General features: G+C 67.6%; 36 protein-coding genes. 4 read left to right on the top strand and 32 right to left on the bottom strand.

What is annotated here, in order from left to right; genetic code table 11:
* The first annotated feature begins 527 nt into the window (after positions 1-527).
* The 3 genes from OG584_RS13145 (at position 528) to OG584_RS13155 (ending at position 3,485) form a co-directional block, all read left to right on the top strand.
* A complete protein-coding gene (locus OG584_RS13145) occupies positions 528-1,235 on the top strand; it encodes a PepSY domain-containing protein (RefSeq protein ID WP_405778037.1) in 708 nt (235 codons plus the stop codon).
* A gap of 297 nt (positions 1,236-1,532) precedes the next feature.
* The gene (coaA, locus tag OG584_RS13150; protein ID WP_405778038.1) at positions 1,533-2,534 is read left to right on the top strand and encodes a type I pantothenate kinase; all 1,002 of its coding nucleotides are present in this window, start codon (positions 1,533-1,535) and stop codon (positions 2,532-2,534) included.
* An 18-nt stretch (positions 2,535-2,552) separates the two neighbouring features.
* The gene (locus OG584_RS13155) at positions 2,553-3,485 is read left to right on the top strand and encodes a DUF389 domain-containing protein (RefSeq protein ID WP_405778039.1); all 933 of its coding nucleotides are present in this window, start codon (positions 2,553-2,555) and stop codon (positions 3,483-3,485) included.
* Positions 3,486-3,653: 168 nt separating this feature from the next.
* On the opposite strand, the gene glmM is transcribed toward OG584_RS13155, so the two are convergent.
* The 4 genes from glmM to OG584_RS13175 form a co-directional block, all read right to left on the bottom strand.
* Entirely contained in the window at positions 3,654-5,012 is a 1,359-nt protein-coding gene (gene glmM, locus OG584_RS13160; RefSeq protein ID WP_405778040.1) for a phosphoglucosamine mutase, read from the bottom strand.
* Positions 5,013-5,189: 177 nt separating this feature from the next.
* Positions 5,190-5,726 (bottom strand): 30S ribosomal protein S9, encoded by a 537-nt coding sequence (rpsI, locus tag OG584_RS13165; RefSeq protein ID WP_405778041.1) that lies wholly within the window; start codon positions 5,724-5,726, stop codon positions 5,190-5,192.
* Positions 5,727-5,770: 44 nt separating this feature from the next.
* The gene (gene rplM, locus OG584_RS13170) at positions 5,771-6,214 is read right to left on the bottom strand and encodes a 50S ribosomal protein L13 (RefSeq protein WP_328319127.1); all 444 of its coding nucleotides are present in this window, start codon (positions 6,212-6,214) and stop codon (positions 5,771-5,773) included.
* A 536-nt stretch (positions 6,215-6,750) separates the two neighbouring features.
* Positions 6,751-8,370, bottom strand: coding sequence for an ABC-F family ATP-binding cassette domain-containing protein (locus tag OG584_RS13175; protein ID WP_405778042.1), 1,620 nt, complete (start codon positions 8,368-8,370; stop codon positions 6,751-6,753).
* A gap of 97 nt (positions 8,371-8,467) precedes the next feature.
* On the opposite strand from OG584_RS13175, the gene OG584_RS13180 reads away from it, so the two are divergent.
* The gene (locus tag OG584_RS13180; protein WP_405778043.1) at positions 8,468-9,397 is read left to right on the top strand and encodes a hypothetical protein; all 930 of its coding nucleotides are present in this window, start codon (positions 8,468-8,470) and stop codon (positions 9,395-9,397) included.
* Positions 9,398-9,431: 34 nt separating this feature from the next.
* On the opposite strand, the gene OG584_RS13185 is transcribed toward OG584_RS13180, so the two are convergent.
* From OG584_RS13185 to rplB, 28 genes are all read right to left on the bottom strand, one after another.
* Positions 9,432-10,235 (bottom strand): polyprenol monophosphomannose synthase, encoded by an 804-nt coding sequence (locus tag OG584_RS13185; RefSeq protein WP_405778044.1) that lies wholly within the window; start codon positions 10,233-10,235, stop codon positions 9,432-9,434.
* Between the two features lie 56 nt (positions 10,236-10,291).
* Positions 10,292-11,143, bottom strand: coding sequence for a tRNA pseudouridine(38-40) synthase TruA (gene truA / locus OG584_RS13190; RefSeq protein WP_405778045.1), 852 nt, complete (start codon positions 11,141-11,143; stop codon positions 10,292-10,294).
* A 198-nt stretch (positions 11,144-11,341) separates the two neighbouring features.
* Positions 11,342-11,836, bottom strand: coding sequence for a 50S ribosomal protein L17 (gene rplQ, locus OG584_RS13195; RefSeq protein ID WP_356828821.1), 495 nt, complete (start codon positions 11,834-11,836; stop codon positions 11,342-11,344).
* A 116-nt stretch (positions 11,837-11,952) separates the two neighbouring features.
* Complete coding sequence (locus OG584_RS13200; RefSeq protein WP_164264460.1) at positions 11,953-12,975, bottom strand: DNA-directed RNA polymerase subunit alpha; 1,023 nt, start codon at positions 12,973-12,975, stop codon at positions 11,953-11,955.
* A 208-nt stretch (positions 12,976-13,183) separates the two neighbouring features.
* Entirely contained in the window at positions 13,184-13,588 is a 405-nt protein-coding gene (rpsK, locus tag OG584_RS13205; RefSeq protein ID WP_125496499.1) for a 30S ribosomal protein S11, read from the bottom strand.
* 72 nt (positions 13,589-13,660) lie between these two features.
* A complete protein-coding gene (gene rpsM, locus OG584_RS13210; protein ID WP_164264459.1) occupies positions 13,661-14,041 on the bottom strand; it encodes a 30S ribosomal protein S13 in 381 nt (126 codons plus the stop codon).
* Between the two features lie 191 nt (positions 14,042-14,232).
* Entirely contained in the window at positions 14,233-14,346 is a 114-nt protein-coding gene (gene rpmJ / locus OG584_RS13215; protein WP_003956441.1) for a 50S ribosomal protein L36, read from the bottom strand.
* Between the two features lie 62 nt (positions 14,347-14,408).
* On the bottom strand, positions 14,409-14,630 hold the full coding sequence (gene infA, locus OG584_RS13220) for a translation initiation factor IF-1 (RefSeq protein WP_003956442.1): 222 nt from the start codon (positions 14,628-14,630) through the stop codon (positions 14,409-14,411).
* Positions 14,631-14,821: 191 nt separating this feature from the next.
* The gene (gene map / locus OG584_RS13225) at positions 14,822-15,667 is read right to left on the bottom strand and encodes a type I methionyl aminopeptidase (RefSeq protein ID WP_405778046.1); all 846 of its coding nucleotides are present in this window, start codon (positions 15,665-15,667) and stop codon (positions 14,822-14,824) included.
* A 95-nt stretch (positions 15,668-15,762) separates the two neighbouring features.
* Complete coding sequence (locus OG584_RS13230) at positions 15,763-16,419, bottom strand: adenylate kinase (protein ID WP_405778047.1); 657 nt, start codon at positions 16,417-16,419, stop codon at positions 15,763-15,765.
* The gene (secY, locus tag OG584_RS13235) at positions 16,419-17,732 is read right to left on the bottom strand and encodes a preprotein translocase subunit SecY (protein ID WP_405778048.1); all 1,314 of its coding nucleotides are present in this window, start codon (positions 17,730-17,732) and stop codon (positions 16,419-16,421) included. Before secY ends, OG584_RS13230 begins: the two co-directional genes overlap by 1 nt.
* A 222-nt stretch (positions 17,733-17,954) precedes the next feature.
* Positions 17,955-18,410 (bottom strand): 50S ribosomal protein L15, encoded by a 456-nt coding sequence (gene rplO / locus OG584_RS13240; RefSeq protein WP_164264456.1) that lies wholly within the window; start codon positions 18,408-18,410, stop codon positions 17,955-17,957.
* Between the two features lies 1 nt (position 18,411).
* Positions 18,412-18,594, bottom strand: a complete 183-nt coding sequence (rpmD, locus tag OG584_RS13245; protein ID WP_024491595.1) for a 50S ribosomal protein L30 — start codon at positions 18,592-18,594, stop codon at positions 18,412-18,414.
* Positions 18,594-19,193: a 30S ribosomal protein S5 gene (rpsE, locus tag OG584_RS13250; RefSeq protein ID WP_405778049.1), complete on the bottom strand. Its 600-nt coding sequence runs from the start codon at positions 19,191-19,193 to the stop codon at positions 18,594-18,596. The genes rpmD and rpsE overlap by 1 nt, the downstream gene beginning before the upstream one ends.
* Positions 19,194-19,239: 46 nt before the next feature.
* Positions 19,240-19,623 carry a 50S ribosomal protein L18 gene (gene rplR, locus OG584_RS13255; RefSeq protein WP_164264454.1) on the bottom strand — a complete coding sequence of 128 codons (384 nt, stop codon included), beginning with the start codon at positions 19,621-19,623 and terminating at the stop codon, positions 19,240-19,242.
* Positions 19,624-19,626: 3 nt separating this feature from the next.
* Positions 19,627-20,166 carry a 50S ribosomal protein L6 gene (rplF, locus tag OG584_RS13260; RefSeq protein WP_266854255.1) on the bottom strand — a complete coding sequence of 180 codons (540 nt, stop codon included), beginning with the start codon at positions 20,164-20,166 and terminating at the stop codon, positions 19,627-19,629.
* 21 nt (positions 20,167-20,187) lie between these two features.
* The gene (rpsH, locus tag OG584_RS13265) at positions 20,188-20,586 is read right to left on the bottom strand and encodes a 30S ribosomal protein S8 (RefSeq protein ID WP_266854257.1); all 399 of its coding nucleotides are present in this window, start codon (positions 20,584-20,586) and stop codon (positions 20,188-20,190) included.
* Between the two features lie 236 nt (positions 20,587-20,822).
* A complete protein-coding gene (locus OG584_RS13270) occupies positions 20,823-21,008 on the bottom strand; it encodes a type Z 30S ribosomal protein S14 (RefSeq protein WP_024491590.1) in 186 nt (61 codons plus the stop codon).
* Between the two features lie 2 nt (positions 21,009-21,010).
* A complete protein-coding gene (rplE, locus tag OG584_RS13275) occupies positions 21,011-21,568 on the bottom strand; it encodes a 50S ribosomal protein L5 (RefSeq protein ID WP_164264451.1) in 558 nt (185 codons plus the stop codon).
* Positions 21,568-21,891 carry a 50S ribosomal protein L24 gene (rplX, locus tag OG584_RS13280; protein ID WP_164264450.1) on the bottom strand — a complete coding sequence of 108 codons (324 nt, stop codon included), beginning with the start codon at positions 21,889-21,891 and terminating at the stop codon, positions 21,568-21,570. Before rplX ends, rplE begins: the two co-directional genes overlap by 1 nt.
* Before the next feature lie 2 nt (positions 21,892-21,893).
* Entirely contained in the window at positions 21,894-22,262 is a 369-nt protein-coding gene (gene rplN / locus OG584_RS13285; protein WP_003966950.1) for a 50S ribosomal protein L14, read from the bottom strand.
* 110 nt (positions 22,263-22,372) lie between these two features.
* Positions 22,373-22,657 (bottom strand): 30S ribosomal protein S17, encoded by a 285-nt coding sequence (rpsQ, locus tag OG584_RS13290; RefSeq protein WP_356828832.1) that lies wholly within the window; start codon positions 22,655-22,657, stop codon positions 22,373-22,375.
* Positions 22,657-22,881 carry a 50S ribosomal protein L29 gene (rpmC, locus tag OG584_RS13295; RefSeq protein WP_030368408.1) on the bottom strand — a complete coding sequence of 75 codons (225 nt, stop codon included), beginning with the start codon at positions 22,879-22,881 and terminating at the stop codon, positions 22,657-22,659. The genes rpsQ and rpmC overlap by 1 nt, the downstream gene beginning before the upstream one ends.
* The gene (gene rplP / locus OG584_RS13300) at positions 22,881-23,300 is read right to left on the bottom strand and encodes a 50S ribosomal protein L16 (protein WP_164264448.1); all 420 of its coding nucleotides are present in this window, start codon (positions 23,298-23,300) and stop codon (positions 22,881-22,883) included. The genes rpmC and rplP overlap by 1 nt, the downstream gene beginning before the upstream one ends.
* Before the next feature lie 5 nt (positions 23,301-23,305).
* On the bottom strand, positions 23,306-24,151 hold the full coding sequence (gene rpsC, locus OG584_RS13305) for a 30S ribosomal protein S3 (RefSeq protein WP_266854264.1): 846 nt from the start codon (positions 24,149-24,151) through the stop codon (positions 23,306-23,308).
* The gene (rplV, locus tag OG584_RS13310) at positions 24,151-24,498 is read right to left on the bottom strand and encodes a 50S ribosomal protein L22 (protein WP_006604878.1); all 348 of its coding nucleotides are present in this window, start codon (positions 24,496-24,498) and stop codon (positions 24,151-24,153) included. Before rplV ends, rpsC begins: the two co-directional genes overlap by 1 nt.
* 41 nt (positions 24,499-24,539) lie before the next feature.
* Positions 24,540-24,821 carry a 30S ribosomal protein S19 gene (gene rpsS / locus OG584_RS13315; RefSeq protein WP_164264446.1) on the bottom strand — a complete coding sequence of 94 codons (282 nt, stop codon included), beginning with the start codon at positions 24,819-24,821 and terminating at the stop codon, positions 24,540-24,542.
* Between the two features lie 12 nt (positions 24,822-24,833).
* Positions 24,834-25,670, bottom strand: a complete 837-nt coding sequence (gene rplB / locus OG584_RS13320) for a 50S ribosomal protein L2 (RefSeq protein WP_164264445.1) — start codon at positions 25,668-25,670, stop codon at positions 24,834-24,836.
* Between the last annotated feature and the right edge of the window lie 39 nt (positions 25,671-25,709).

Genomic DNA, 25,709 nt, shown 5'->3' on the forward strand with positions numbered 1-25,709 from the left:
TCCGGACGACCGGGGTGGCCGCATGACGAGCGGCAGGCAGCCAAGGTTGCCGGATGACGGCGCTGCGGGGCAGGGCAGGGCAGGGGACCGAACAGCCGGACGGACAGCCGGGGTCCGAACAAGCGGGGCGGGCGGACAAGCGGGGGCGGGCGGACAAGCGGGGGCGGGCGGACAGGCGAATGACCAGCCGGGCCACAGACCGCCTGCGGGGGCACACGGTCGGGAGGCAGCGGCCCCGGCCGTGTGCCCCCGCGGCGCAGACACCCTCGGGAGGCACACGGGGAGGCACAAGAGACCCACGCGGGGACACGGCAGGGCCACCCCGGGGACACGGCAGGCGCCACCCCGGAGACACGGCAGGCGCGCTCCGGATACACGCAGGTGGGCAACACGACAGGCGCGCCACCCGGAGGAAGCCCACAGCCCGCAGCCCTCCCGCGGCGAAGGCCGCACTCCGTGCTGACCGTTCGGGTGATTCACCCGGCCCCGTGACATGCCGGACCGGCTCGTCGGTTAGTCGAGCAGGTATGACCTCTGAGCTCCGCCCCTCGAAGACAGCCGACCCGTGCCGTCCGCCCGTCCGACGGATGCGCGCCGGGATGCGGGTGGTCGCCTCACTCTGCGCCGTCGCGGCCTCAGCAGGGCTGGTGAGCGGATGCAGCGGCCCCCACAGTGACCGCGACAGCGCCGGTACCACCGCGGCGAACGCCTCCCCGTCGAGCAGCACCGGGCTCACCGAGGACCAGGCCGAACGAAAAGCCCTGATCCCGTCGGCCAAGGTCAGCTATGCGAAGGCAGCCGATACCGCAGTGGGCCGGGTGCCGGGAAGCAAACTGGCCGAGATCGAACTCAAGAAGCAGCACGGCAGTGCAGGCACCAGCCATCCGCAGTGGGTCGCGAAGGTTGCCACGAAGGACGGCACCGCCCACTCCGTCACTGTCGACGCCGTCTCGGGAAAGGTGACCCGGTCCGTCACGGAGTCCGACCAGGACTCCGACGACAAGAGCAAGCTGGCCGGCCGGCTCGCCGATGCCAAGCAGACCCCGCAACAGGCCGCCCGGACCGCCACGGCCAAGAAGAAGGGCACTGTCAGCTCCATCGACCTGGACGACAACGACAGCGGCACTCTCATCTGGTCCGTGGACGTCGTGACGACCAACGACTGGAACAAGACGACCTTCGACATCGGCGCCACCGACGGCAAGATCAAGCGTGAGCACGTCGACAACGACTGACATATCCGACGCATCCGACACAGATGACACCACTGTCACTACCGGCACCACCAGCACCACTGTCACTACCAGCACCACCGAGCACTACCGGCACCACCCGCACCACCCGCACCTCTCACGCCTTTGGCGCGTGTCGCACCTCTCGCACCTCTCGCACATGCGAACCACTGCCACCCGACCACCCGGCACCCAGCCACCCACCCGTCTGCCCCGCACTGCTGCCACAGGACGGGCGGCGCCGCCCGGAGTGACGCACCCCACCCGCCCCGCACGTCACACAGCCGCCACAATGAACGAGTGATCTCTCCGGTCTCCCCGCTGCCGCGGAGCGCCCACCGGCCCAGGCCGGAGGCGACTCCCTACGTCGACCTCACCCGTACCGAGTGGAGCGCCCTGCGGGAGAAGACCCCGCTCCCGCTCACCGCCGAGGAGGTCGAACGGCTCCGCGGGCTCGGCGACGTCATAGACCTCGACGAGGTGCGGGACATCTACCTTCCGCTGTCGCGGCTGCTCAATCTCTACGTCCAGGCGTCGGACGGGCTGCGCGGGGCACTCAACACCTTTCTCGGTGACGCGGGCAACGGCCACGGCACCCAGCACGGCACCCCTTTCGTCATAGGTGTCGCCGGGAGCGTCGCGGTGGGAAAGTCCACCGTCGCCCGCCTTCTGCAGGCGCTGCTCGCCCGCTGGCCGGAGCACCCGCGCGTCGAGCTGATCACCACCGACGGGTTCCTGTACCCGATGGAGGAGCTGAAGCGGCGTGGGCTCATGGGCCGCAAGGGCTTCCCCGAGTCGTACGACCGCCGCGCCCTCACCCGGTTCGTCGCGGACGTGAAATCCGGCCGGGCCGAGGTGACCGCGCCGGTCTACTCGCACCTGATCTACGACATCGTGCCGGGTGAGCGGCTGACCGTGCGGCGCCCGGACATCCTGATCGTCGAGGGGCTGAACGTGCTGCAGCCCGCGCTCCCCGGCAGCGACGGCCGTACCCGGATCGGTCTCGCCGACTACTTCGACTTCTCCGTGTACGTGGACGCCCGTGCCGAGGACATCGAGACCTGGTACCTCAACCGGTTCAGGAAGCTGCGCGAGACGGCGTTCCAGGATCCGTCCTCGTACTTCAGGAAGTACACACAGGTGTCCGAGGAGGAGGCCCTGGAGTACGCGCGCACCATGTGGCGGACCATCAACAAACCGAACCTGGTGGAGAATGTGGCACCGACGCGCAGCCGTGCCACTCTCGTCGTGCGCAAGGGTCCCGACCACAAGGTCCAGCGCCTCTCCCTGCGCAAACTCTGATCTCACGGGAGCGCCCGCGTGTTGCATATGCGTCTGATCGTCCCTGCCGACCGTACGGACGAGGTACTTCACCTGCTGGGGCGCACCGTGGGCACCACCCATCTCGTGGTGCTGCCCGGCGCGGCCCGTGATCCGCAGGGCGACGTGGTGTTGTGCGATGTGGCGCGCGAGGCGGGCGACGACCTGATCGGCGCGCTGCGCGGGCTCGGTATCGACCGGTCCGGTTCGATCACGGTCGAGAACTCGGACCTGACTCTCTCCGCGTACGCCGACAAGGCCGAGGCCGACGCGCCCGGTGAGGGCTCGGACGCGGTGCTGTGGGAGGAGCTGTCGCAGGCGACGGACGAGGAGTCGACGTTCAGCGTCACCTACGTGGCGTTCATGGCCGTCGCGACGATGCTGGCCGCCTGCGGCGTGATGCTCGACAACGCGATCCTGATCGTGGGCGCGATGGCGGTCGGACCCGACTTCGGCCCGCTGGCGGGCATCTCCACCGCGCTCGTACAGCGGGCTCCGCGCCTGGTGGCCCGGTCGCTGTGGGCGCTGACCGGCGGGTTCGCCATCGCGATGGTACTGACGGCCGGGTTCGCCCGGATGATGAACGAGTTCGGGCTCTTCACCCTGCGGATGGTCGAAGCGGACCGCCCCAACACGTCGTTCATCTGGCAGCCGGACTGGATGTCCCTCGTGGTGGCGTTCCTCGCCGGCATCGCGGGAACGCTCTCGCTCACCTCGGCGAAGTCCGGGGCGCTGATCGGTGTGGCCATCTCGGTGACGACCGTACCGGCTGCGGCCAACGCCGCCGTGGCCTTCAACTACGGTGAATACAGCCAGACTTGGGGTTCGGTCGGCCAGCTGCTGGCGAACCTCGGGGGAATCGTGCTCGCGGGCACACTGACCCTGCTGGCGCAGAAAGCCCTGCTGTCGGCACGCCGCCGCCACGCACACTGACGGCGCCCATCCGCCCGGCAGAGCTCCGGCCGTCGGTTGCACACCACGCCCGCCCGCCCGCACATGGCGGACGGGCGGGTGACGGACGGGCGGGTGGCAGACGGGCGGGTGACGGACAGCGGGTGGCGATCACGCTGCGGGTTCGCCGGGGTCCGCCAGGAGCGGGGGCTATCCCAGCGCGGACTTCACCACGTCGGCCAGCCGGGAAGCCACCGTCCGCGCCTGGTCGATGTCCGCCGCCTCGACCATGACCCGCACCAGCGGCTCCGTGCCCGAGGGGCGCAGCAGTACGCGGCCGGTCGCACCCAGTTCGCTCTCGGCCTCGGTCACTGCCGCCCTCAGCTCGGGCGATGTGGCGACCCGTGACCGGTCCACGTCCGGCACGTTGACCAGGACCTGCGGCAGCCGCACCATCACGCCTGCCAGCTCGGCCAGCGTGCGTCCGGTGGCCGCGACGCGGGCGGCCAGCATCAGCCCGGTGAGGGTTCCGTCGCCGGTCGTCGCGTGGTCCAGGACGATGACGTGGCCGGACTGCTCGCCGCCCAGCGCGAAGCCGTGTTCCTTCATCGACTCCAGGACGTAGCGGTCACCGACCGCTGTCTGGACCAGCTCGATGCCCTCGCGTTCCATGGCCATCTTGAAGCCGAGGTTGGACATCACGGTTCCCACCACGGTGTTGCCCCGCAGCGTGCCCGCCTCGCGCATGGCGAGGGCCAGAACGGCGAGGATCTGGTCACCGTCGACCTCCTCACCTGATGCGTCGACGGCGAGGCAGCGGTCGGCGTCGCCGTCGTGCGCGATGCCGAAGTGCGCGCCGTGTTCGACCACGGCGGCCTTGATGAGGTCCAGGTGGGTCGAGCCGCAGCCGTCGTTGATGTTCAGCCCGTCGGGCTCGGCCCCCAGGGTGACGACCTCGGCCCCGGCGCGGGTGAACGCCTCGGGCGAGACGCGGGACGCGGCGCCGTGTGCCTCGTCGAGCACGACCTTGAGGCCGTCGAGCCGGTTGGGCAGGACGCCGATGAGGTGGGCGACGTACTGGTCGAAGCCCTGGTCGTACGTGCGGACCCGGCCCACCCCGGCACCCGTCGGGCGCTCCCAGGGCTCGCCTGTGCGGTGCTGGTCGTAGACCGTCTCGACACGGTCCTCCAGCTCGTCGGCGAGCTTGTGACCACCGCGGGCGAAGAATTTGATGCCGTTGTCCGGCATGGCGTTGTGGCTGGCGGAGAGCATCACGCCGAAGTCGGCGCCGAGTGCGCCGGTGAGGTACGCCACCGCCGGGGTGGGCAGCACACCGACGCGCAGGACGTCCACGCCCGCGCTCGCGAGACCGGCCACGACAGCGGCCTCCAGGAACTCTCCGGACGCACGCGGATCGCGTCCGACCACTGCCTTCGGCCGATGGCCCTCGAACGTGCCCGCCTCGGCGAGTACGTGCGCCGCGGCGACCGAGAGGCCGAGCGCGAGCTCCGCCGTCAGGTCCACGTTGGCGACACCGCGCACACCGTCCGTGCCGAAGAGTCGTCCCACTGCTGTCCTCCGAAAAATGCTCCGAGAAAGTCCGATTACGCAGGTCTCTGAGCGCTGTGAACGTCTTGCTCCGTTATACGCCGGAGGACCTGATAAACGAACGCCCCGGCGGCACAGAAGGTGCCGCCGGGGCGAAACGTACAAACAGGGTCGTGCATGCAGCCCTGCAAGCGGTATTTAGCGCTTGCTGTACTGCGGGGCCTTACGGGCCTTCTTGAGACCGGCCTTCTTGCGCTCGACCGCACGGTCGTCGCGGGAGAGGAAGCCGGCCTTCTTCAGCGTGGCGCGGTTGTTGTCCACGTCCGCCTCGTTGAGCGAGCGGGCCACGCCGAGGCGCAGGGCACCGGCCTGACCGGAGACGCCGCCACCCGAGATGCGGGCGATGACGTCGTAGCGGTTGTCGAGCTCGAGCACCTTGAAGGGCTCGTTGACTTCCTGCTGGTGCACCTTGTTGGGGAAGTAGTCCTCAAGGGTGCGACCGTTGATCTTCCACTTGCCGGTGCCCGGAACGATCCGGACGCGGGCGATGGCGTTCTTGCGACGACCCAGGCCGGCGGCCGGCTGCGGGTCGCCGAAGCGGCCTGCGAGCGACTCGCTGGTGTACTCACCCTCGACGGGGACCTCGGACTCGAAGGTGGTCACCTCGGCGAAGGTCTCTTCGCCGTCGGTGCCCGCCACGTCGTCGGTGGGGGTCTCTGCAGTGGTCTCGGCCACGATTCTCCTCAGATCTTTCTGTACGTCTTAGGGGGTGGCCGGAACTACTGCGCGACCTGGGTGATCTCGAACGGGACGGGCTGCTGGGCAGCGTGCGGGTGCTGGTCTCCCGCGTAGATCTTCAGCTTCGAGAGCACCTGACGGCCCAGGGTGTTCTTGGGGATCATGCCCTTGATGGCCTTCTCGACGGCCTTCTCGGGGCTCTTCGCAAGAAGCTCGTCGTAGCGGACGGAACGCAGACCACCCGGGAAACCGGAGTGGCGGTACGCCATCTTCTGAGTCTTCTTGTTGCCGGAGAGGTGAACCTTCTCGGCGTTGATGATGATGACGAAGTCACCCATGTCCATGTGCGGGGCGTAGATCGCCTTGTGCTTGCCCCGCAGGAGGGTGGCGGCGGTGGTCGCCAGACGGCCCAGGACGATGTCCTGCGCGTCGATGATGTGCCACTGGCGAGTGACATCGCCGGGCTTGGGGCTGTACGTACGCACTTCGTAGCCTTCGCTTCTTCAGTGGATGGGTCCAGACACATGGCACCGCTGAAGCGATCATGCAGCTGGGGCTCACAATGCCGGGAACACTGCCCGTATGCGAACCTCTGGTAACTGCTCCAGGGAACCTACGTAAGGGCCCTTCGCGTGAGAACGACGAAGCCAATACGCATAACAGTCCCTGAGAGTACCCGCGTCCCCTCACCCGGGTCAAAACGCCTCAGCACCCACGCCCGAACCGCCCCCTCGCCGCTTCCCGGCGGCAGCCGGGCGCGGAGTGTGGCGCCCCCGTCCAGCCCCCGGAGGCCTCGCCGTCACCCTCGGCGCCGTCCAGCACACCGGGCAAGTACCTCAGCTCCTCCAGCGCCCGGCGGCCGGTCCCGCTGATGGCGGTGAGCCCTCGGGCGGCCGGGCCCGGTTCCGGGAGCGCCTCGACTGCGCGCCCATGAAGCCTTACGGCACCGTGGTCGCCCACCCGGTGCGCACGAGCGCCCGGCCGTCGCGGACCAGGGCTTCGACCGGCGGTACCGGGCGGGTCATCGGGCGCGCTCCACACGCCGCTCGTCCCACACCGGCTCCGCCGTCTCGCGGACGACGCCGTCCGAACCGAAGACCAGGTACCGGTCGAAGGACTTCGCGAACCAGCGGTCGTGGGTGACCGCGATCACCGTCCCCTCGTACGCCTCGAGCCCCTCCTGGAGCGCCTCGGCCGACTCCAGGTCCAGGTTGTCCGTCGGCTCGTCCAGGAGCAGCGCGGTGGTGCCCGCCAGCTCCAGGAGCAGGATCTGGAAGCGGGCCTGCTGGCCGCCCGAGAGCCGCTCGAAGAGCTGGTCGCCCTGGCGCTCCATCTCGTACCGGCGCAGCACTCCCATCGCCGCCCCCCGGTCCTTGGCGTGCTCCGTCCACAGGATGTCGACGAGGGTCCGGCTGAGCAGTTCCGGGTGGGCGTGGGTCTGGGCGAAGTGGCCCGGTACGACGCGCGCACCGAGCTTCCACATGCCGGTGTGGGCGACGGGGCCGTCGGCGAGCAGCCGCAGGAAATGGGACTTACCGGATCCGTTGGAGCCGAGGACCGCAACCCGCTCGCCGTAGAAGATCTCCAGCGAGAACGGCTTCATCAGCCCGGTCAGCTCAAGGTTCTCGCAGGTCACGGCACGTACGCCGGTACGGCCGCCGCGCAGCCGCATCCGGATCTCCTGCTCGCGCGGCGGCTCGGGCGGCGGCCCGGCCTCCTCGAACTTCTGGAAGCGCGTCTGCATGGCGTGGTAGCGCGACGCCATGTCGGGGCTGCTGGCCGCCTGGTTGCGCAGCCGCAGCATCAGGGCCTTGAGCCGGGCGTGCTCCTCCTCCCAGCGCCGCTTGAGTTCCTCGAACCTCGCGAAGCGCTCCCTGCGGGCCTCGTGGTACGTGTCGAATCCGCCGCCGTGCACCCAGACGTCCGAGCCCGCCGGGCCGGGCTCCACACTCACGATCTTCTCCGCGGCCCGCGACAGCAGCTCCCGGTCGTGGGAGACGAAGAGCACGGTCTTGCGCGTCTCCCTCAGCCGCTCCTCCAGCCACCGCTTGCCCGGCACGTCGAGGTAGTTGTCCGGCTCGTCGAGGAGCAGCACCTCGTCGGGCCCCCGGAGCAGCGCCTCCAGGACGAGCCGCTTCTGCTCGCCCCCGGAGAGCGTGCGCACCTCGCGGAACTGCGCCTTGTCGTACGGGACACCGAGCGCCGCCATGGTGCACATGTCCCACACCGTCTCGGCCTCGTACCCCTGGACCTCGGCCCAGTCGCTCAGGGCCTGCGCGTACGTCATCTGCGCGGCCTCGTCGTCGACCGTCATGATCAGGTGCTCGGCGGCGTCAACGGACCGCGCCGCTTCCCTGATCCGCGGCTGCGCGACCGAGACCAGCAGGTCCCTGACCGTACGGTCGTCGCGGACCGAGCCGACGAACTGCCGCATCACCCCGAGGCCGCCGCTCACCGAGACCGTCCCGCCGTGCGGCTGGATCTCCCCCGCGATCAGCCGCAGCAGGGTGGTCTTGCCGGCGCCGTTGGCACCCACGAGGGCCACGACCGCGCCTTCGCCCACCCGGAACGAGGCGTCACCGAGGAGCACCCGCCCGTCCGGCAAGTAGTACTCGAGGTGGCCCGCTTCAAGATGTCCCATGCACCGGATTGTCGCCCACCGCCACCCCCCGGGGGCAAACGGATTCCCCCCGCCCCTGCGGGCCCCGGCCTCATGAGGCCCGATTAGTATGCGCGCCATGAGCTTCGGGCAAGGGGGGCCCTCTTGGGGGCCAGGGGATTCACAGCGGAACAACAGCAACGACAACAGCGACGCGGACGGCCGGTGGCAGGCCCCGGGCGGCCGGGCACCCGGCGCGGCCGGCGGGACGCCCGACTGGGCGGCGCTGGCCGATGAGAGCGCAGCACGCGGGCGGCGCAGGAAGCTGCTGCTGATCGGCGGTGGGGTGCTGGCGACAGCCGTGGTGGGGGCACTCGTCGCGGCCGTGGTCGTGGCCGCGGGCGGCGGGTCGGACGCGTCCGGCAAGAACGCCGGCCGTCTCCCCTCCCCCGAGGCACTGCCGAGCAAGAGCGGTGAGGCCCTGCCGTCCTTCACGCCGAAGGCGCCGGCCCCGCCGCCCGACCCCAAGGACTTCATCTCCAGCTCGAAGAAGGACAAGGCGCCGCTCAGCGCCGCCACCCTCTTCCCCGGCGCGACGATCGCGGTCGGCGACCACACGTACGCGAAGGCGGCCACCCACCGCACCACGGGCTGTGCCTCCGTGACCCAGGGCGCCCTCGGGTCCGTCCTGGTCAGCAACGGCTGCGGCCAGGTCATCCGGGCGACGTTCAGCAAGGGGGGTGTCGCGGTCACCATCGGGGTCGCCGTCTTCGACACCGAGGCCCAGGCCCGCAAGGCGATGAAGCAGTCGGCCGGCGGTATCGCCTCGCTCAACGGGGCGGGCGTCCCCACCTTCTGCCGCAACGGCTCGGTCTGCCGCAGGACCGCCAACTCCTACGGCCGCTACGCCTACTTCACGGTCGGCGGCTTCACCAGCGGCAAGAACGTCACGCAGTCCGACGCGAACGTCTTCACGGCGGGCGACGACGTGGCGGAGTTCACCTTCCGCCAGATCGTGGCGCGCGGCCAGCGGCAGGCGTCGGCTGCGGCCGCAGCCCCCGCGAGCTGATCCGCACCGACCGCTGCGGCGGCCCCGGCCCGGTTCAGTGGCCGGTGCCGCCGCGGTGGCGCAGCCGCAGCCGCAGTGGCACCAGCGCGGACTCGACCTGTGTCGCCAGGTTCATCTTGGACACGCCGTCGGTGCGCTCCCCGAAGCGGATGGGGATCTCCACACCGGTGTACCCGTGGCGTACGGCCAGGAATTTCAGCTCCACCTGGAAGCTGTAGCCCGCGCTCCCGAGCGTGGTCAGATCCACTGCGCGAAGTGTCTGCGCGCGCCACAGGTTGAACCCCGCCGTGATGTCGCGGATCCGTGTGCCGAGGACGGTGCGCGCGTACTGGTTGGCGAAGCGCGACAGCGCCTTCCGGTGCAGCCCCCAGTCGTCGTCCAGCGAGCCGCCGCCGACGTACCGGCTGCCGACGACGAAGCCCGCATCGGTCGCCAGCGCCGTTCCCAGCAGCTGCGGCACGACGTGTGCGGGGTGGCTGCCGTCGGCGTCCATCTGCACGACGTACTCGGCGCCCTCGTCGATGGCCGCGAGCATCCCGGCGGCGTAGGCGCGCCCCAGGCCGTCCTTCTCGCCGCGGTGCAGCACGGTCATCCGCGGCCGCGCCCCGGCGGCGAGGGGCGCGTTGTGCCCGGCGGCCAGCTCGTCGGCCAGCCGCCCGGTGCCGTCGGGGCTCGCGTCGTCGACGACCTTCAGCTGAAGGCCGGGCAGCGGCAGGGCCATCACGACGGCGGCGGTCCGCGGCAGACTGTCGGCCTCGTTGTACGTCGGCATCACCACGGTCAGCGGCAGCCGGCCCCACTCCTGGGGGAGCCGTCCGGTCGCCGAGGGCTGGGGCATGGGATCTCCGTACGTCGGGATTTCGCTGCCCGGCGAGCGGTTTCGGCGGGGCCGCCTCAGCAGCAGCCGGCCCCCGGCAGCGTCCGCATATTACGTGCCTCCCGGCTCCTGGCCGCGAGCAACTCGTCGGCGGGGTAACCCACTTCCTCCAGGGTCAGCCCGTGCGGCCGCACCACACGCACCGAGGAGTCGCGCACCGCGACGGCGAGCACCTCGCCCGGCCACTCCACCGGGCGGTGCCCGTCGCCGACGGAGAGCAGCGCGCCGACCAGCGAGCGGACCATGTTGTGGCAGAAGGCGTCGGCGCGCACGGTCCCGGTGACGATCCCGTCGGCGCCTCGTTCCCAGAAGAGGTGCTGGAGGGTACGGATCGTGGTGGCGCCCTCGCGCTTCTTGCAGTACGCGGCGAAGTCGTGCTCGCCGATGAGGGCCTGTGAAGCGGCGTTCATCGCCGGGAGGTCCAGCTCACGGTCGTGCCAGAGGACGTGCCCGCGCAGCAGCGGGTCGACACCGCCGGGGCGGTCGCTCACCCGGTACGCGTACCGGCGCCAGATCGCCGAGAAACGGGCGTTGAAACCCGGCGGCGCCTCGGCCACCCGCCACACCCGTACGTCCTGGGGCAGCCGCCCGGACAGCCGCCGCAGCAGCATCCCCCGGTGCTCCGCCCACACCTCCTGCGGCAGGTCGACCTGCGCGACCTGGCCGCGTGCGTGCACCCCTGCGTCGGTCCGTCCGGCGACCGTGAGGTCGTACGTCAGCGAAGAGCGGGTCACCGTCCGGATGGCCGACTCCAACTCGCCCTGCACCGTGCGGCGTTCGGTCTGCTTCGCCCAGCCTGAGAAGTCCTTGCCGTCGTACGCAAGGTCCAGCCGCACCCGTACCGAACCGGGCTCCACCTCGTCACTCACCAGCGCATCCTTTCAGCCTCACGCACACACCCATCAGCCTCACGCACCCACCGCACCGCACCGCACAAGGAGAACGGGCCCGCACCGCCCCGAGGGGAGATACGGGCCCGTTCGACCGTCTTCGCAACGCCGTCCTCGGAACGCTGACCTCGGAACACCGTCCTCGGAAAGCTGTCCTCAGAGCTGCCTCAGGAAGGCTCAGGCGTCCTTGGACTCGGCCTCGACCGGCTTCGCGTCCTCGACGACCTCGGCCGGGGCCTCGGTCTTCGGGGCAGCGTCCTTGGCGGAGCGCTTGGTCGCGGCCTCGGCCTCACCGGTGGCCTCCTGGGCCACGGTCAGCGCCTCGACCAGCTCGATGACCGCCATCGGGGCGTTGTCGCCACGACGGTTGCCGATCTTGGTGATGCGGGTGTAGCCACCGGGGCGGTTCTCGTACCGGGGCGCGATCTCGGTGAAGAGCGTGTGGACGACGCCCTTGTCCGTGATCGACTTCAGAACGAGGCGACGGTTGTGGATGTCGCCGTTCTTCGCCTTGGTGATGAAACGCTCGGCGACCGGACGCAGGCGGCGGGCCTTGGCCTCGGTCGTGGTGATGCGGCCGTGCTCGAACAGCGACTTCGCGAGGTTCGCGAGGAGCAGACGCTCGTGCGCGGCGCTGCCGCCCAGACGGGCACCCTTGGCGGGCTTCGGCATGGTGTTTCTCCTTGTGATCTGCACCGGCCGTATCAGGTACCGGTGTCAGTTACCGACGGACTGCTGCCCGTCGGAAGTCCACGGCCGGGGCTCGCCGAGCCCCGGCCGGAGGCGTATCAGTACTGCTCGGTCTCCACGAAACCGGCGTCCGCGTCGTCGTCGGCGCCGAAGGCGTCGGCGGCGGCGGTCGGGTCGAATCCGGGCGGGCTGTCCTTGAGCGCCAGGCCCATGCCGGCCAGCTTCGCCTTGACCTCGTCGATCGACTTCGCACCGAAGTTGCGGATGTCGAGCAGGTCGGCCTCGGACCGCGCCACGAGCTCACCCACGGAGTGGATGCCCTCGCGCTTGAGGCAGTTGTACGACCGGACGGTGAGCTCGAGCTCCTCGATCGGCAGGGCGAGATCGGCGGCGAGCGCGGCGTCGGTCGGCGACGGGCCCATGTCGATGCCCTCGGCGTCGATGTTGAGCTCGCGGGCCAGACCGAACAGCTCGACCAGGGTCTTACCGGCCGACGCCATGGCGTCACGGGGACGCATGGCCTGCTTCGTCTCGACGTCGACGATCAGCTTGTCGAAGTCGGTGCGCTGCTCGACACGGGTCGCCTCGACCTTGTACGTGACCTTCAGCACCGGGGAGTAGATGGAGTCGACCGGGATACGGCCGATCTCCTGGCCCAGCTGCTTGTTCTGCACGGCGGAGACGTAGCCGCGGCCGCGCTCGACGGTCAGCTCCATCTCCAGCTTGCCCTTGCCGTTCAGCGTGGCGAGGACCAGGTCCGGGTTGTGGACCTCGACACCGGCCGGCGGGGCGATGTCAGCAGCGGTGACCAGGCCGGGACCCTGCTTGCGCAGGTACATCACGACCGGCTCGTCGTGCTCCGAGGAGACGACCAGCTGCTTGATGTTGAGGATGAGGTCGGTCACGTCCTCCTTGACGCCCGGCACGGTGGTGAACTCGTGCAGGACACCGTCGACGCGGATGCTGGTGACAGCGGCACCCGGGATCGAGGAGAGGAGCGTGCGGCGGAGGGAGTTGCCGAGGGTGTAGCCGAAGCCCGGCTCGAGCGGCTCGATCACGAACCGCGAGCGGTACTCGTCGACGACCTCTTCGGTCAGCGACGGACGCTGAGCGATAAGCATGCGGTGATCCTTCAGTCGTGGGCGCCCACTATTTGACGCCCCCAATGTCGTTCGAACGTGTCCTGCCGACCCGTATGCACTCCGGGCTCCGGACACGCACTACAGCACGTACTACAAGAGTACGAGATCCACAAGGGTACGGGCGGTACGACCGGAAAGAGGCCGTACCGCCCGCGACAACCCTGTGCAACAGTCCGACGCCGAAGCGTCAGACGCGACGCCGCTTCGGGGGGCGGCAGCCGTTGTGCGGGGTGGGGGTGACGTCCTGGATCGAGCCGACCTCGAGGCCAGTGGCCTGGAGGGAGCGGATCGCGGTCTCACGGCCGGAGCCGGGACCCTTGACGAAGACGTCGACCTTGCGCATGCCGTGCTCCTGCGCGCGACGGGCAGCCGACTCGGCGGCCATCTGCGCGGCGAAGGGGGTGGACTTGCGCGAGCCCTTGAAGCCGACGTGGCCGGCGGAGGCCCAGGAGATCACGTTGCCCGAGGGGTCCGTGATCGAGACGATCGTGTTGTTGAACGTGCTCTTGATGTGGGCATGCCCGTGAGCGACGTTCTTCTTTTCCTTGCGGCGCACCTTCTTGGTAGCACCCTGACGGCCCTTAGGAGGCATGTCTTACTCCCGGTGGAGTGGAGGTGATCGGTCCTACAGCGAAGACCGCTGAACAGCGTCCCTAGCTGAGGACTACTTCTTGCCCGGCTTCTTCTTACCGGCGATCGCGCGACGCGGGCCCTTGCGGGTACGAGCGTTCGTGCTGGTGCGCTGACCGTGGACCGGAAGTCCACGACGGTGACGCAGACCCTGGTAGCAGCCGATCTCGACCTTGCGGCGGATGTCGGCCTGGATCTCGCGGCGGAGGTCACCCTCGGTGCGGAGGTTGGCGTCCACGTACTCGCGGATCTTGACCAGGTCCTCTTCGGCCAGATCACGAACGCGGGTGTTGGGGTCAACACCGGTGGCGGCCAGGGCCTCCTTGGACCGGGTGCGCCCGATGCCGAAGACGTAGGTGAGGGCAACCTCCACGCGCTTTTCGCGCGGGATGTCAACACCTGAAACGCGTGCCATTCAATGGCTCCTGTTGATATCGGGGGTCTTCCGCAGAGCCTCTCCCAGACAAAAGCGCCTACAGATCGTAGGCACTATTCCGGGTCCCCGGCCCCCGCCGGAGGTGTCGCCCGCCATGACGGCTGAGCGGGCCCTGCGTATGTACGTATTTACGTGCGTCGCGCGAAGAACTGCGAGGTGCAGGTCGTGCTTCAGCCCTGGCGCTGCTTGTGGCGCAGGTTGTCGCAGATGACCATGACCCGACCGTGACGGCGGATCACCTTGCACTTGTCGCAGATCTTCTTGACGCTCGGCTTGACCTTCATGGGATGTCAGGTTCTCCGGGTCGGTGCCACCACCGCGCCGTGAAGCGGGGTGCGGGCAAGATCTACTTGTAGCGGTAGACGATCCGACCACGCGTCAGGTCGTACGGAGACAGCTCCACGACGACCCGGTCATCCGGAAGGATGCGGATGTAGTGCATCCGCATCTTGCCGCTGATGTGCGCTAGGACCTTGTGACCGTTCTGAAGTTCCACCTTGAACATTGCGTTCGGGAGGGACTCGATCACGGTGCCCTCGATTTCGATGGCACCTTGCTTCTTGGCCACGCTTCGCCCTTCGAATCGGCTACCTTGATCGGCTCCGTACAGCACGTGTGTCGGCATGACATGCATGCAGACACACGGGTATACGCGAGCCGACGAGTCAGTCTACGTCAGGGCTTCCATAAAGACGAATCCGGGAAGGATGCCCTGCTGTCAAGATCCTTAAGCCACTCGGCCGCACACTCCGCCGGCACTCAGCCGAGTGGATCCGGGGCGGTCGTCACTCCCAGCTCGGCCAGTTTCGCCTTGCCGCCGTCCGGCGCCGTCAGCACGATGAGCCCCTGCTCGGTCAGTGCGATCGAGTGCTCCCAGTGCGAGGACCAGGTCCCGTCGGTCGTGATGACGGTCCAGTCGTCCTCCAGCACCTGGGTGCGGGGGGTACCGAGCGACACCATCGGCTCGATCGCCAGGCAGAAACCGGGGACCAGCTTCGGATTGTGCCGGCCGATGAGACGCCGCTTGTCGACGTAGTTCAGCAGATGCGGGTCCATGTGCATCTCTGAGCCGATGCCGTGGCCGCCGTAGTCCTCGATGATCCCGTACTTGCCCGAGGACGGACGGGGCTGACGCCGGATGTAGCCCTCGATCGCCTTCGACACCTCGGCGAGCCTGCCGCCCTTCTTCATGGCGGCGATCCCGGCCCACATCGACTCCTCGGTCACCCGGGAGAGCTCGACCAGCTCGGGGGCGTGCCCCGTGCCGACGAACGCGGTGTACGCCGCGTCGCCGTGCCAGCCGTCGATGATCGCGCCGCAGTCGATCGAGATGATGTCGCCGTCCTTGAGGACGGTCTTCTCGTCCGGGATGCCGTGGACCACGACCTCGTTCACGGACGTGCAGATCGTCGCGGGGAAACCGCCGTAGCCGAGGAAGTTCGGCTTGGCGTTGTGGTCGGCGAGGACCTTGCGGGCCACCTGGTCCAGGTCGTGCGTGGTGGACCCGGGCACCGCCGCCTCACGGGTAGCGGCGTGGATCGCGGCGACGACAAGCCCCGCCTCGCGCATCTTCGCGATCTGCTCGGGAGTCTTGATCTCCACCATCGAAATTCGCCTTCCGCATCGAACCGGTCTCTGTGCCCAACAGTACGGCCGCGGTGTCCCGGGGACACCGCGGCCGTGTATACACGTGCTGCTTGTCAGACCTTGTCGGCCTGCAGGGCCTCCATGGCCCTCTTGGTCACCTCGGTGACCTTGCCGAGCGCGGAAATCGTCGACACCAGGCCCTGGGCCTTGTAGTGGTCGATGATCGGCTCGGTCTGCGTGTGGTAGACCTCCAGCCGGGTACGCACCGTCTCCTCGGTGTCGTCACCGCGCTGGTAGAGCTCGCCGCCGCAGATGTCGCAGACGCCCTCACGCTCGGGGCGGCTGTACTCGACATGGAACACATGACTCGAATCATTACGGCAGATACGCCGTCCTGCGATCCGCTTCACTACTTCGTCCTCGGGGACCTCGAGGTCCAGCACCGCGTCCAGCTTCTGTCCCTCGCCGCTCAGCCACTCGTCGAGTGCCTGGGCCTGGGCGACATTGCGCGGGAAACCGTCGAGGAGGAAACCGCCCTCGGCGTCGGGCTGGGACATCCGCTCCTGCGCCATCCCGATGGTGACCTCGTCGGGGACCAGCTCGCCGGCATCCATCAGTGCCTTGGCCTGCTTGCCCAGCTCCGTGCCCTGACTGATGTTGGCACGGAAGAGGTCGCCCGTGGAGATGTGCGGGATCACCAGGTTCTTGGCAAGGTACGCAGCCTGCGTTCCCTTGCCCGCCCCGGGCGGTCCGACGAGGACGATACGCATCAGCGGAGGAACCCTTCGTAATTACGCTGCTGGAGCTGGCTCTCGATCTGCTTCACGGTCTCCAGACCCACACCCACGATGATCAGGATGCTCGTCCCGCCGAACGGGAAGTTCTGGTTCGCGCCGAAGCCCACCAACGCCATCGTTGGGACAAGAGCGATCACACCCAGATACAGCGACCCCGGCCAGGTGATCCGGTTGAGCACGTAGCTCAAGTACTCAGCGGTCGGTCGGCCAGCCCGGATGCCCGGGATGAAGCCACCATACTTCTTCATGTTGTCGGCGACTTCCTCGGGGTTGAACGAGATAGCCACATAGAAGAAGGCGAAGAAGACGATCAACAGGAAGTACGTGACGATGTAAGCCGGGTGGTCGCCCTTGACCAGGTTGTCCTTGATCCACGTCGCCCAGCCGGCGGTCGAACCGCTGAACTGCACGATGAGGCCCGGGATATAGAGCAGCGACGAAGCGAAGATGACCGGAATCACACCGGCCTGGTTCACCTTGAGCGGGATGTACGTCGACGTGCCGCCGTAGGACTTCCGGCCGATCATGCGCTTCGCGTACTGGACGGGGATGCGCCGCTGGGCCTGCTCCACGAAGACGACGAGTCCGACCATGGCCAGACCCACCAGGATCACGGCGCCGAACTCGATCCAGCCGCCCGCCAGCTTGCCCTGCTGCTTGACGGCCCACAGCGCGCCGGGGAAGCCGGCCGCGATGGAGACGAACATCAGGATCGACATGCCGTTGCCGATGCCGCGGTCGGTGACGAGCTCACCGAGCCACATGACCATGCAGGTGCCGGCGGTCATGCAGATGACCATGGTGATCGTGGTGAAGATCGACTGGTCGGGGACGATCTGGTTGGCCACGGGGCAGCTGCCGAACAGCGCGCCGGTCCGGGCGGTCGCCACCAGACCGGTGCCCTGGAGGATCGCGAGCGCCACGGTCAGATAACGCGTGTACTGCGTGACCTTCGCCTGACCGGACTGCCCCTCCTTCTTCAGGGCTTCCAGCCGCGGGATGACCACGGTCAGCAGCTGCAGGATGATGCTCGCCGTGATGTACGGCATGATGCCGAGCGCGAAGATGGTGATCTGCAACAGTGCGCCACCACTGAACATGTTGACCAGGCCGAAGAGCCCCTGGTTGGTCTTCGTCTGGTCCAGACACTGCTGGACGTTCGAGTAGCTGACCCCGGGGATCGGGATGTGCGTTCCGAGCCGGTAGATCACGATGATGGCGAGTGTGAACAGCAGCTTCTTGCGCAGGTCGGGCGTCTTGAACGCTCGGGCGAACGCGGTGAGCACGGTGCCTCCTGCGACCCCCGCGCGACTGCGTAGAGGTGACGGTCTTGAGAATGCGACGATGGACGGTTTGCGTAGCGGTCAGTAGCCCGCGCGGATACACCACGCCGAGTACGGACAGTGCAGCGCCACCATACCGGCGACCCTGCCCCCCTAGGAACGACCAACCGGGGATGCCCTTTCAAAAAGGCATCCCCGGTTGGGTGTTCAGGTCATCGAGTCGTCTCAGACGAGCTCGGTGACGGTGCCGCCCGCGGCGGCAATCTTCTCCTTGGCGGAGCCGGAGACGGCGTCAACCGAAACCGTCAGCGCCACCGAGATCTCGCCCTGGCCCAGGACCTTGACGAGGCTGTTCTTACGTACCGCGCCCTTGGCGACCAGGTCGGCCACCGTGACGTCCCCACCCTGCGGGTAGAGCTCACCGAGCTTGTCCAGGTTGACCACCTGGAACTCGGTGCGGAACGGGTTCTTGAAGCCCTTCAGCTTCGGGAGACGCATGTGGAGGGGCATCTGCCCGCCCTCGAAGCGCTCCGGAACCTGGTAACGGGCCTTCGTGCCCTTGGTACCACGACCGGCGGTCTTACCCTTGGACGCCTCACCACGACCCACACGGGTCTTGGCGGTCTTGGCGCCCGGGGCGGGCCGGAGGTTGTGGACCTTCAGCGGGTTGTTCTCCGCCATGTCAGTCGACCTCCTCAACCGTCACGAGGTGGCGGACGGTGTTAGCCATTCCGCGGAACTCGGGGCGGTCCTCCTTGACAACCACGTCGTGCAGGCGCTTGAGCCCGAGCGAACGCAGGGTGTCGCGGTGGTTCTGCTTGCTGCCGATGTACGACTTCGTCTGCGTGATCTTGAGGCGAGCCATTACGCACCCGCTCCCGCACGTGCACGGAGCAGAGCCGCGGGGGCGACGTCCTCGAGGGGCAGACCGCGGCGGGCCGCGATCTCCTCGGGACGCTGCAGGCCCTGGAGGGCCGCCACGGTCGCGTGCACGATGTTGATCGCGTTGTCGGAGCCGAGCGACTTCGACAGGATGTCGTGAACGCCGGCGCACTCCAGAACGGCGCGCACCGGGCCACCGGCGATAACACCGGTACCGGGGGAAGCAGGCTTGAGCAGGACGACGCCCGCGGCCTTCTCGCCCGTGATCGGGTGCGGGATGGTGCCCTGGATACGCGGGACCTTGAAGAAGCTCTTCTTCGCTTCCTCGACGCCCTTGGCGATGGCCGCGGGAACTTCCTTGGCCTTGCCGTATCCGACACCTACGGTGCCGTCTCCGTCTCCGACCACGACGAGCGCGGTGAAGCTGAAGCGACGACCACCCTTGACAACCTTGGCAACGCGGTTGATCGCGACTACACGCTCAACGTAAGCGGTCTTCTCGGCGGCTGCGCCGTCGCGACCCTTCCGGTCCCGCCGCTCGCCGCCACCGGCACCGCTTCCGCGGCGCTGGGGTCCAGCCATTGGATTTACCTCTCTCTGTTACGTCCGTTAGTCCCGGAACCGGGGCTTAGAACTTCAGCCCGGCTTCGCGGGCGGCGTCAGCCAGAGCGGCAATGCGCCCGGCGTACCTGTTGCCACCACGGTCGAACACGACAGCCTCGACACCCGCGGCCTTCGCACGCTCGGCGACGAGCGCGCCGACCTGCTGTGCCTGGGCGCTCTTGTCGCCCTCGCCACCGCGGATCGAGGTGTCCAGGGTCGACGCCGAAGCGAGCGTGTGGCCCGCGATGTCGTCGATGACCTGCGCAACGATGTTGCGGTTGGAGCGCGTCACGACCAGGCGCGGACGCTCCGGCGTGCCGGAGACGTGCTTGCGGACACGGACGTGGCGGCGCTTGATGGCAGCGCGCTTGTACGCGTCACCCTTGGCGATCTTTACACCGTATGCCATGGCTTACTTACCCGCCTTTCCGACCTTGCGGCGGATAACCTCGCCGGCGTACTTGACGCCCTTGGCCTTGTACGGGTCGGGCTTCCGCAGCTTGCGGATCTTCGCCGATACCTCGCCGACCTTCTGCTTGTCGATGCCCTCGACGCTGAACTTCGTGGGCGACTCGACCTTGAAGGTGATGCCCTCAGGGGCCTCGATGGTGATCGAGTGGCTGTAGCCCAGGGCGAACTCCAGGTTGGAGCCCTTCGCCTGGACGCGGTAACCGACACCGCTGATCTCGAGCGCCTTGGTGTATCCCGTGGTCACGCCGGTGATCATGTTCGCCACCAGCGTGCGGGACAGGCCGTGAAGGGCCTTGTTCTGACGCTCGTCGTTAGGACGGACGACGTTGAGCACGCCGTCCTCGCCCTTGGTGACCTCGATCGGCGCTGCAACGGTGTGCGAGAGGGACCCCTTGGGGCCCTTCACCGCGACCGTGCGGCCATCGATGGTGACGTCCACACCGGCGGGAACCTGGATGGGGAGCTTGCCGATTCGCGACATGAGCTTTTCCTCCGTTCCCGACTACCAGACGTAGGCGAGGACTTCCCCACCTACGCCCTTCTTGCTTGCCTGCTGGCCGGTCAGGAGGCCGTAGGACGTGGAGATGATCGCCACGCCCAGGCCGCCGAGAACCTTCGGCAGACTTGTGGACTTCGCGTATACACGCAGACCCGGCTTCGAAATCCGCTTGATGCCGGCGATCGAGCGCTCGCGGTTCGGGCCGAACTTCAGCTCGAGAACGAGGTTCTTGCCGACCTCGGCGTCCTCGGTCTTCCAGCCGGTGATGAAGCCCTCCTGCTGGAGGATCTCCGCGATGTGCGACTTGATCTTGCTGTGCGGCATCACGACTGAGTCGTGGTACGCCGAGTTTGCGTTACGCAGACGCGTGAGCATGTCTGCGATGGGATCAGTCATGGTCATGAATTGGCCTTCGGCCTCTCTCGCCGGGGTTTCCTGTATGCGCCATCCCTCTCCCCACTCAGTGGCGGGACGGGTGCGGTGCGGGGACCTACGGCGTAGTAAGCGTTTTGTCAGCGGGCTTCGCCCGCGGGCGGTCGGGCGGCAGAGGCCCAACCCCGCAAGCCTACGGCATGCGGAGGAGGGCTTCTGCCGACCTGATGCTTACCGAGAGCCTCCGATAATTCCCGGAAAGGGAATTACCAGGAGCTCTTGGTCACGCCCGGCAGCTCGCCGCGGTGGGCCATCTCACGAAGGCACACACGGCACAGGCCGAACTTGCGGTAGACGGAGTGGGGCCGGCCGCAGCGCTGGCAGCGGGTGTACCCGCGGACGCCGAACTTCGGCTTGCGGGCGGCCTTAGCGATCAGAGACTTCTTCGCCACGGTCAGTTCTCCTTGAACGGGAAGCCGAGGTGACGAAGGAGGGCACGACCCTCGTCGTCATTGGTCGCCGTGGTGACCACGGTGATGTCCATGCCCCGGACCCGGTCGATCTTGTCCTGGTCGATCTCGTGGAACATGACCTGCTCCGTGAGACCGAAGGTGTAGTTGCCACGGCCGTCGAACTGCTTCGGCGACAGACCACGGAAGTCACGGATACGCGGAAGCGCGAGCGACAGCGTACGGTCCAGGAACTCCCACATCCGGTCACCGCGGAGGGTGACGTGGCAGCCGATCGGCTGCCCCTCGCGCAGCTTGAACTGCGCGATCGACTTGCGGGCCTTGGTGACGGCCGGCTTCTGACCGGTGATCGTGGTGAGGTCCTTGATGGCACCGTCGATCAGCTTGGAGTCGCGGGCGGCGTCGCCCACACCCATGTTGACCACGATCTTGACGAGACCGGGGATCTGCATGACGTTCTCGTACGAGAACTCCTCACGCAGCTTGCCGGCGATTTCCTCGCGGTAGCGCGTCTTGAGACGCGGCGCAGTGGTGGCAGTCATCAGATGTCCTCACCGGTCCGCTTGGCAACGCGGATCTTGTTGCCCTCGTCGTCAAAGCGGTAGCCGACGCGGGTGACGACCTTCTTGCCGTCCTTCTCCACAACCAGCTGAACATTGCTGACGTGGACAGGGGCTTCGGTCGTCACGATGCCACCGGTCTGCGAACCACGAGCGGTCTGGCCGGCCTTGGTGTGCTTCTTGACCCGGTTGACACCCTCGACGAGGACACGGTTCTGCGTGGGGTAGGCAACGATGACCTTGCCCTGCTTGCCGCGGTCCTTACCGGTGATGACCTGAACCAGGTCGCCCTTCTTGATCTTCATGCTTACAGCACCTCCGGCGCGAGCGAGATGATCTTCATGAACTTCTTCTCGCGCAGCTCACGGCCCACCGGGCCGAAGATACGGGTGCCGCGGGGGTCGCCGTCGTTCTTCAGAATGACGGCGGCGTTCTCGTCGAAGCGGATGTACGAGCCGTCCTGACGACGACGCTCCTTGACGGTGCGAACGATGACCGCCTTGACGACGTCACCCTTCTTCACGTTGCCACCGGGGATCGCGTCCTTGACGGTGGCGACGATTACGTCGCCGATACCCGCGTAGCGGCGACCCGAGCCACCGAGAACACGAATGGTGAGAATTTCCTTCGCACCCGTGTTGTCGGCGACACGAAGTCGCGACTCCTGCTGGATCACGTCTGTCTCCTGATCGTCTGCCGGTTCCCGGCGGGGGGCCGCGTAAGTGACTTACGCGGATCCCCCACCGAGCCTGGCGGAACTGACCTGAGCGATGAGCTCAGGGATTCTTACTTGGCCTTCTCGAGGATCTCGACGATGCGCCAGCGCTTCGTCGCCGAGAGCGGCCGCGTCTCCATGATGACGACGCGGTCGCCGATACCGGCGGCGTTGGACTCGTCGTGCGCCTTGAGCTTGTTCGTACGGCGGATGACCTTGCCGTACAGCGCGTGCTTGACGCGGTCCTCGACAGCGACGACGACGGTCTTGTCCATCTTGTCGCTGACGACGAGACCCTCACGGGTCTTGCGGAAACCGCGCTGCTCAGTCGTCTCAGTCACATTCTTCTCGCTCATCAGGCGCTCTCCACCGTCTCGATGCCCAGCTCGCGCTCACGCATCAGGGTGTAGATCCGGGCGATGTCCTTACGGACGGACTTGAGCCGACCGTGGTTCTCGAGCTGTCCGGTCGCCGCCTGGAAGCGGAGGTTGAACAGCTCTTCCTTGGCCTCACGGAGCTTCGCGACGAGGTCCTCGTCGTTCAGCTCACGCAGCTCGGTCGCCTTGATACCGGCCGCCATCACGACTCACCTGCCTCGCGCCGCACGATGCGGCACTTCATCGGAAGCTTGTGGGCGGCGCGGGTGAGCGCCTCCTTAGCGACCTTCTCGTTCGGGTAGGACAGCTCGAACATCACCCGGCCGGGCTTGACGTTCGCGATCCACCACTCCGGGGAGCCCTTACCGGAACCCATGCGGGTCTCGGCGGGCTTCTTGGTGAGGGGACGGTCCGGGTAGATGTTGATCCAGACCTTGCCGCCACGCTTGATGTGGCGGGTCATCGCGATACGAGCAGCCTCGATCTGGCGGTTCGTCACGTACGCCGGCGTCAGAGCCTGGATGCCGTACTCACCGAATGCGACCTCAGTTCCACCCTTCGCCATACCACTGCGCTTGGGGTGGTGCTGCTTGCGGTGCTTGACCCTACGAGGGATCAGCATGTCGGTCAGGCCTCCGTTCCAGTGCTCTCAGCCGGAGCAGCGGCGGCGGGAGCGTCGGCCTTGGGGGCCTCGGCTGCCGGCGCGGACTGCTGCGGCTTGCGGCCGCGGCCGCCACGCTCGCCGCCACGGCCACCACGGCCGCCGGCTGCCGGACGGTCACTGCCGCCACCACGGGCCGGGCGGTTACCCGCACGGGCCGCGGCGTTCTCGGCACGGACCTCGGCGATGTTCTTGACATTGCCCTTGTAGATCCAGACCTTCACGCCGATACGGCCGAAGGTCGTCTTGGCCTCGAAGAAGCCGTAGTCCACGTTCGCGCGGAGCGTGTGCAGCGGCACACGGCCCTCGCGGTAGAACTCCGAACGGGACATCTCGGCGCCGCCGAGACGGCCACCGCACTGGATCTTGATGCCCTTGGCGCCGGCCTTCATCGTCGACTGCATGCTCTTACGCATGGCGCGACGGAAGGAGACACGCGAGGAGAGCTGCTCGGCGACGGCCTGGGCCACCAGCTGAGCGTCCACCTCGGGGTTCTTGACCTCAAGGATGTTGAGCTGGACCTGCTTGCCGGTCAGCTTCTCCAGCTCGCCGCGGATGCGGTCGGCCTCGGCGCCGCGGCGGCCGATGACGATGCCCGGACGAGCGGTGTGGATGTCGACGCGGACGCGGTCGCGGGTGCGCTCGATCTCAACCTTCGAGATACCGGCGCGCTCCATGCCCTTCGTCATCATGCGACGAATGGCGACGTCTTCCTTGACGTAGTCCTTGTACAGCTTGTCGGCGTACCAACGGGACTTGAAGTCCGTGGTAATGCCGAGTCGGAACCCGTGCGGGTTAACCTTCTGGCCCATTACCGGGTTCCTTCCTTGCTGCTGACGACCACGGTGATGTGGCTGGTCCGCTTGCGGATCCGGTAGGCACGGCCCTGGGCGCGCGGACGGAACCGCTTCAGGGTCGGGCCCTCGTCGACGTACGCCTCGGAGATGACGAGGCTGCCGGCGTCGGTGTGGTCGTAGTTGTGTGCAGCGTTGGCGATGGCGCTGTCAAGCACCTTGCCAACCGGCACGCTCGCGGCCTGCGGGGCGAAACGCAGGACCGCCTGAGCCTCCGTGGCATCCATGCCACGGATAAGGTCCACCACGCGGCGGGCCTTCATGGGCGTGACGCGGATGTACCGCGCCTGGGCCCTGGCTTCCATGGTTGTCCCTTCGGTGTCGTTCATAGTCTTCGCACCCCGCCTTAGCGGCGCTTCGACTTGCGGTCGTCCTTGACGTGGCCGCGGAAGGTGCGGGTCGGCGCAAACTCGCCGAGCTTGTGGCCGACCATCGACTCGGTGACGAACACCGGGACGTGGATCTTGCCGTTGTGCACCGCGATGGTGTGTCCCAGCATGTCCGGGATGATCATCGAGCGCCGGGACCAGGTCTTGATGACGTTCTTGGTGCCTGCTTCGTTCTGTACGTCCACCTTCTTGACAAGGTGTCCGTCGACGAAAGGCCCCTTCTTGAGACTGCGCGGCATCTAAACCCGCTCCTAGCGCTTCTTGTTCGTCTTGCGGCGGCGGACGATGTACTTGCTCGAAGCCTTCTTCGGCGAGCGAGTACGACCCTCCTTCTGACCCCACGGGCTGACCGGGTGACGACCACCGGAAGTCTTGCCCTCACCACCACCGTGCGGGTGGTCGACCGGGTTCATCGCGACACCGCGGACGGACGGGCGGACGCCCTTCCAGCGCATACGGCCGGCCTTGCCCCAGTTGATGTTCGACTGCTCGGCATTGCCGACCTCGCCGATGGTGGCGCGGCAGCGGATGTCGACCAGGCGGACTTCGCCCGACGGCATACGAAGGTGCGCCATGGCGCCTTCCTTCGCGAGCAGCTGGACCGAAGCACCCGCGGAACGGGCGATCTTCGCTCCGCCACCGGGACGCATCTCGATGGCGTGGATGGTCGTACCGACCGGGATGTTGCGCAGCGGCAGGTTGTTGCCCGGCTTGATGTCGGCACCTGCGCCGTTCTCCACCCGGTCGCCCTGGCCCAGCTTGGCCGGGGCAAGGATGTAGCGCTTCTCGCCGTCCGCGTAGTGCAGGAGCGCGATGCGCGCGGTGCGGTTCGGGTCGTACTCGATGTGCGCGACCTTGGCCGGCACACCGTCCTTGTCGTGACGACGGAAGTCGATCACACGGAAGGCACGCTTGTGTCCGCCACCCTGGTGACGAACGGTGATCCGGCCGGTGTTGTTACGGCCGCCCTTGCTGTGCAGAGGGCGAACCAGCGACTTCTCCGGCGTGGACCGCGTGATCTCGACAAAGTCGGCAACGGAGGAGCCACGGCGGCCCGGCGTTGTCGGCTTGTACTTGCGGATTCCCATTTCTCAGTCCTCGTCCGATTCCGGACGATCCAGACCGCC

It is taken from the genome of Streptomyces sp. NBC_00859 (assembly GCF_045161865.1).
Classification (GTDB): Bacteria; Actinomycetota; Actinomycetes; order Streptomycetales; family Streptomycetaceae; genus Streptomyces.

Excerpts from the sequence above, each read along its gene's own strand:
- OG584_RS13145 (WP_405778037.1), top strand. The coding sequence starts at position 528 with ATGACCTCTGAGCTCCGCCCCTCGAAGACAGCCGACCCGTGCCGTCCG.
- OG584_RS13175 (WP_405778042.1), bottom strand. The coding sequence starts at position 8,370 with ATGGGACATCTTGAAGCGGGCCACCTCGAGTACTACTTGCCGGACGGG.
- OG584_RS13180 (WP_405778043.1), top strand. The coding sequence starts at position 8,468 with ATGAGCTTCGGGCAAGGGGGGCCCTCTTGGGGGCCAGGGGATTCACAG.
- OG584_RS13185 (WP_405778044.1), bottom strand. The coding sequence starts at position 10,235 with ATGCCCCAGCCCTCGGCGACCGGACGGCTCCCCCAGGAGTGGGGCCGG.
- rplQ (WP_356828821.1), bottom strand. The coding sequence starts at position 11,836 with ATGCCGAAGCCCGCCAAGGGTGCCCGTCTGGGCGGCAGCGCCGCGCAC.
- OG584_RS13200 (WP_164264460.1), bottom strand. The coding sequence starts at position 12,975 with ATGCTTATCGCTCAGCGTCCGTCGCTGACCGAAGAGGTCGTCGACGAG.
- rpsK (WP_125496499.1), bottom strand. The coding sequence starts at position 13,588 with ATGCCTCCTAAGGGCCGTCAGGGTGCTACCAAGAAGGTGCGCCGCAAG.
- rpsM (WP_164264459.1), bottom strand. The coding sequence starts at position 14,041 with ATGGCACGCGTTTCAGGTGTTGACATCCCGCGCGAAAAGCGCGTGGAG.
- rpmJ (WP_003956441.1), bottom strand. The coding sequence starts at position 14,346 with ATGAAGGTCAAGCCGAGCGTCAAGAAGATCTGCGACAAGTGCAAGGTG.
- map (WP_405778046.1), bottom strand. The coding sequence starts at position 15,667 with ATGGTGGAGATCAAGACTCCCGAGCAGATCGCGAAGATGCGCGAGGCG.
- OG584_RS13230 (WP_405778047.1), bottom strand. The coding sequence starts at position 16,419 with ATGCGTATCGTCCTCGTCGGACCGCCCGGGGCGGGCAAGGGAACGCAG.
- rplO (WP_164264456.1), bottom strand. The coding sequence starts at position 18,410 with ATGGCGGAGAACAACCCGCTGAAGGTCCACAACCTCCGGCCCGCCCCG.
- rpmD (WP_024491595.1), bottom strand. The coding sequence starts at position 18,594 with ATGGCTCGCCTCAAGATCACGCAGACGAAGTCGTACATCGGCAGCAAG.
- rpsE (WP_405778049.1), bottom strand. The coding sequence starts at position 19,193 with ATGGCTGGACCCCAGCGCCGCGGAAGCGGTGCCGGTGGCGGCGAGCGG.
- rplR (WP_164264454.1), bottom strand. The coding sequence starts at position 19,623 with ATGGCATACGGTGTAAAGATCGCCAAGGGTGACGCGTACAAGCGCGCT.
- rplF (WP_266854255.1), bottom strand. The coding sequence starts at position 20,166 with ATGTCGCGAATCGGCAAGCTCCCCATCCAGGTTCCCGCCGGTGTGGAC.
- rpsH (WP_266854257.1), bottom strand. The coding sequence starts at position 20,586 with ATGACCATGACTGATCCCATCGCAGACATGCTCACGCGTCTGCGTAAC.
- rplE (WP_164264451.1), bottom strand. The coding sequence starts at position 21,568 with ATGACTGCCACCACTGCGCCGCGTCTCAAGACGCGCTACCGCGAGGAA.
- rplX (WP_164264450.1), bottom strand. The coding sequence starts at position 21,891 with ATGAAGATCAAGAAGGGCGACCTGGTTCAGGTCATCACCGGTAAGGAC.
- rpsQ (WP_356828832.1), bottom strand. The coding sequence starts at position 22,657 with ATGAGCGAGAAGAATGTGACTGAGACGACTGAGCAGCGCGGTTTCCGC.
- rpmC (WP_030368408.1), bottom strand. The coding sequence starts at position 22,881 with ATGGCGGCCGGTATCAAGGCGACCGAGCTGCGTGAGCTGAACGACGAG.
- rplP (WP_164264448.1), bottom strand. The coding sequence starts at position 23,300 with ATGCTGATCCCTCGTAGGGTCAAGCACCGCAAGCAGCACCACCCCAAG.
- rpsC (WP_266854264.1), bottom strand. The coding sequence starts at position 24,151 with ATGGGCCAGAAGGTTAACCCGCACGGGTTCCGACTCGGCATTACCACG.
- rplV (WP_006604878.1), bottom strand. The coding sequence starts at position 24,498 with ATGGAAGCCAGGGCCCAGGCGCGGTACATCCGCGTCACGCCCATGAAG.
- rpsS (WP_164264446.1), bottom strand. The coding sequence starts at position 24,821 with ATGCCGCGCAGTCTCAAGAAGGGGCCTTTCGTCGACGGACACCTTGTC.
- rplB (WP_164264445.1), bottom strand. The coding sequence starts at position 25,670 with ATGGGAATCCGCAAGTACAAGCCGACAACGCCGGGCCGCCGTGGCTCC.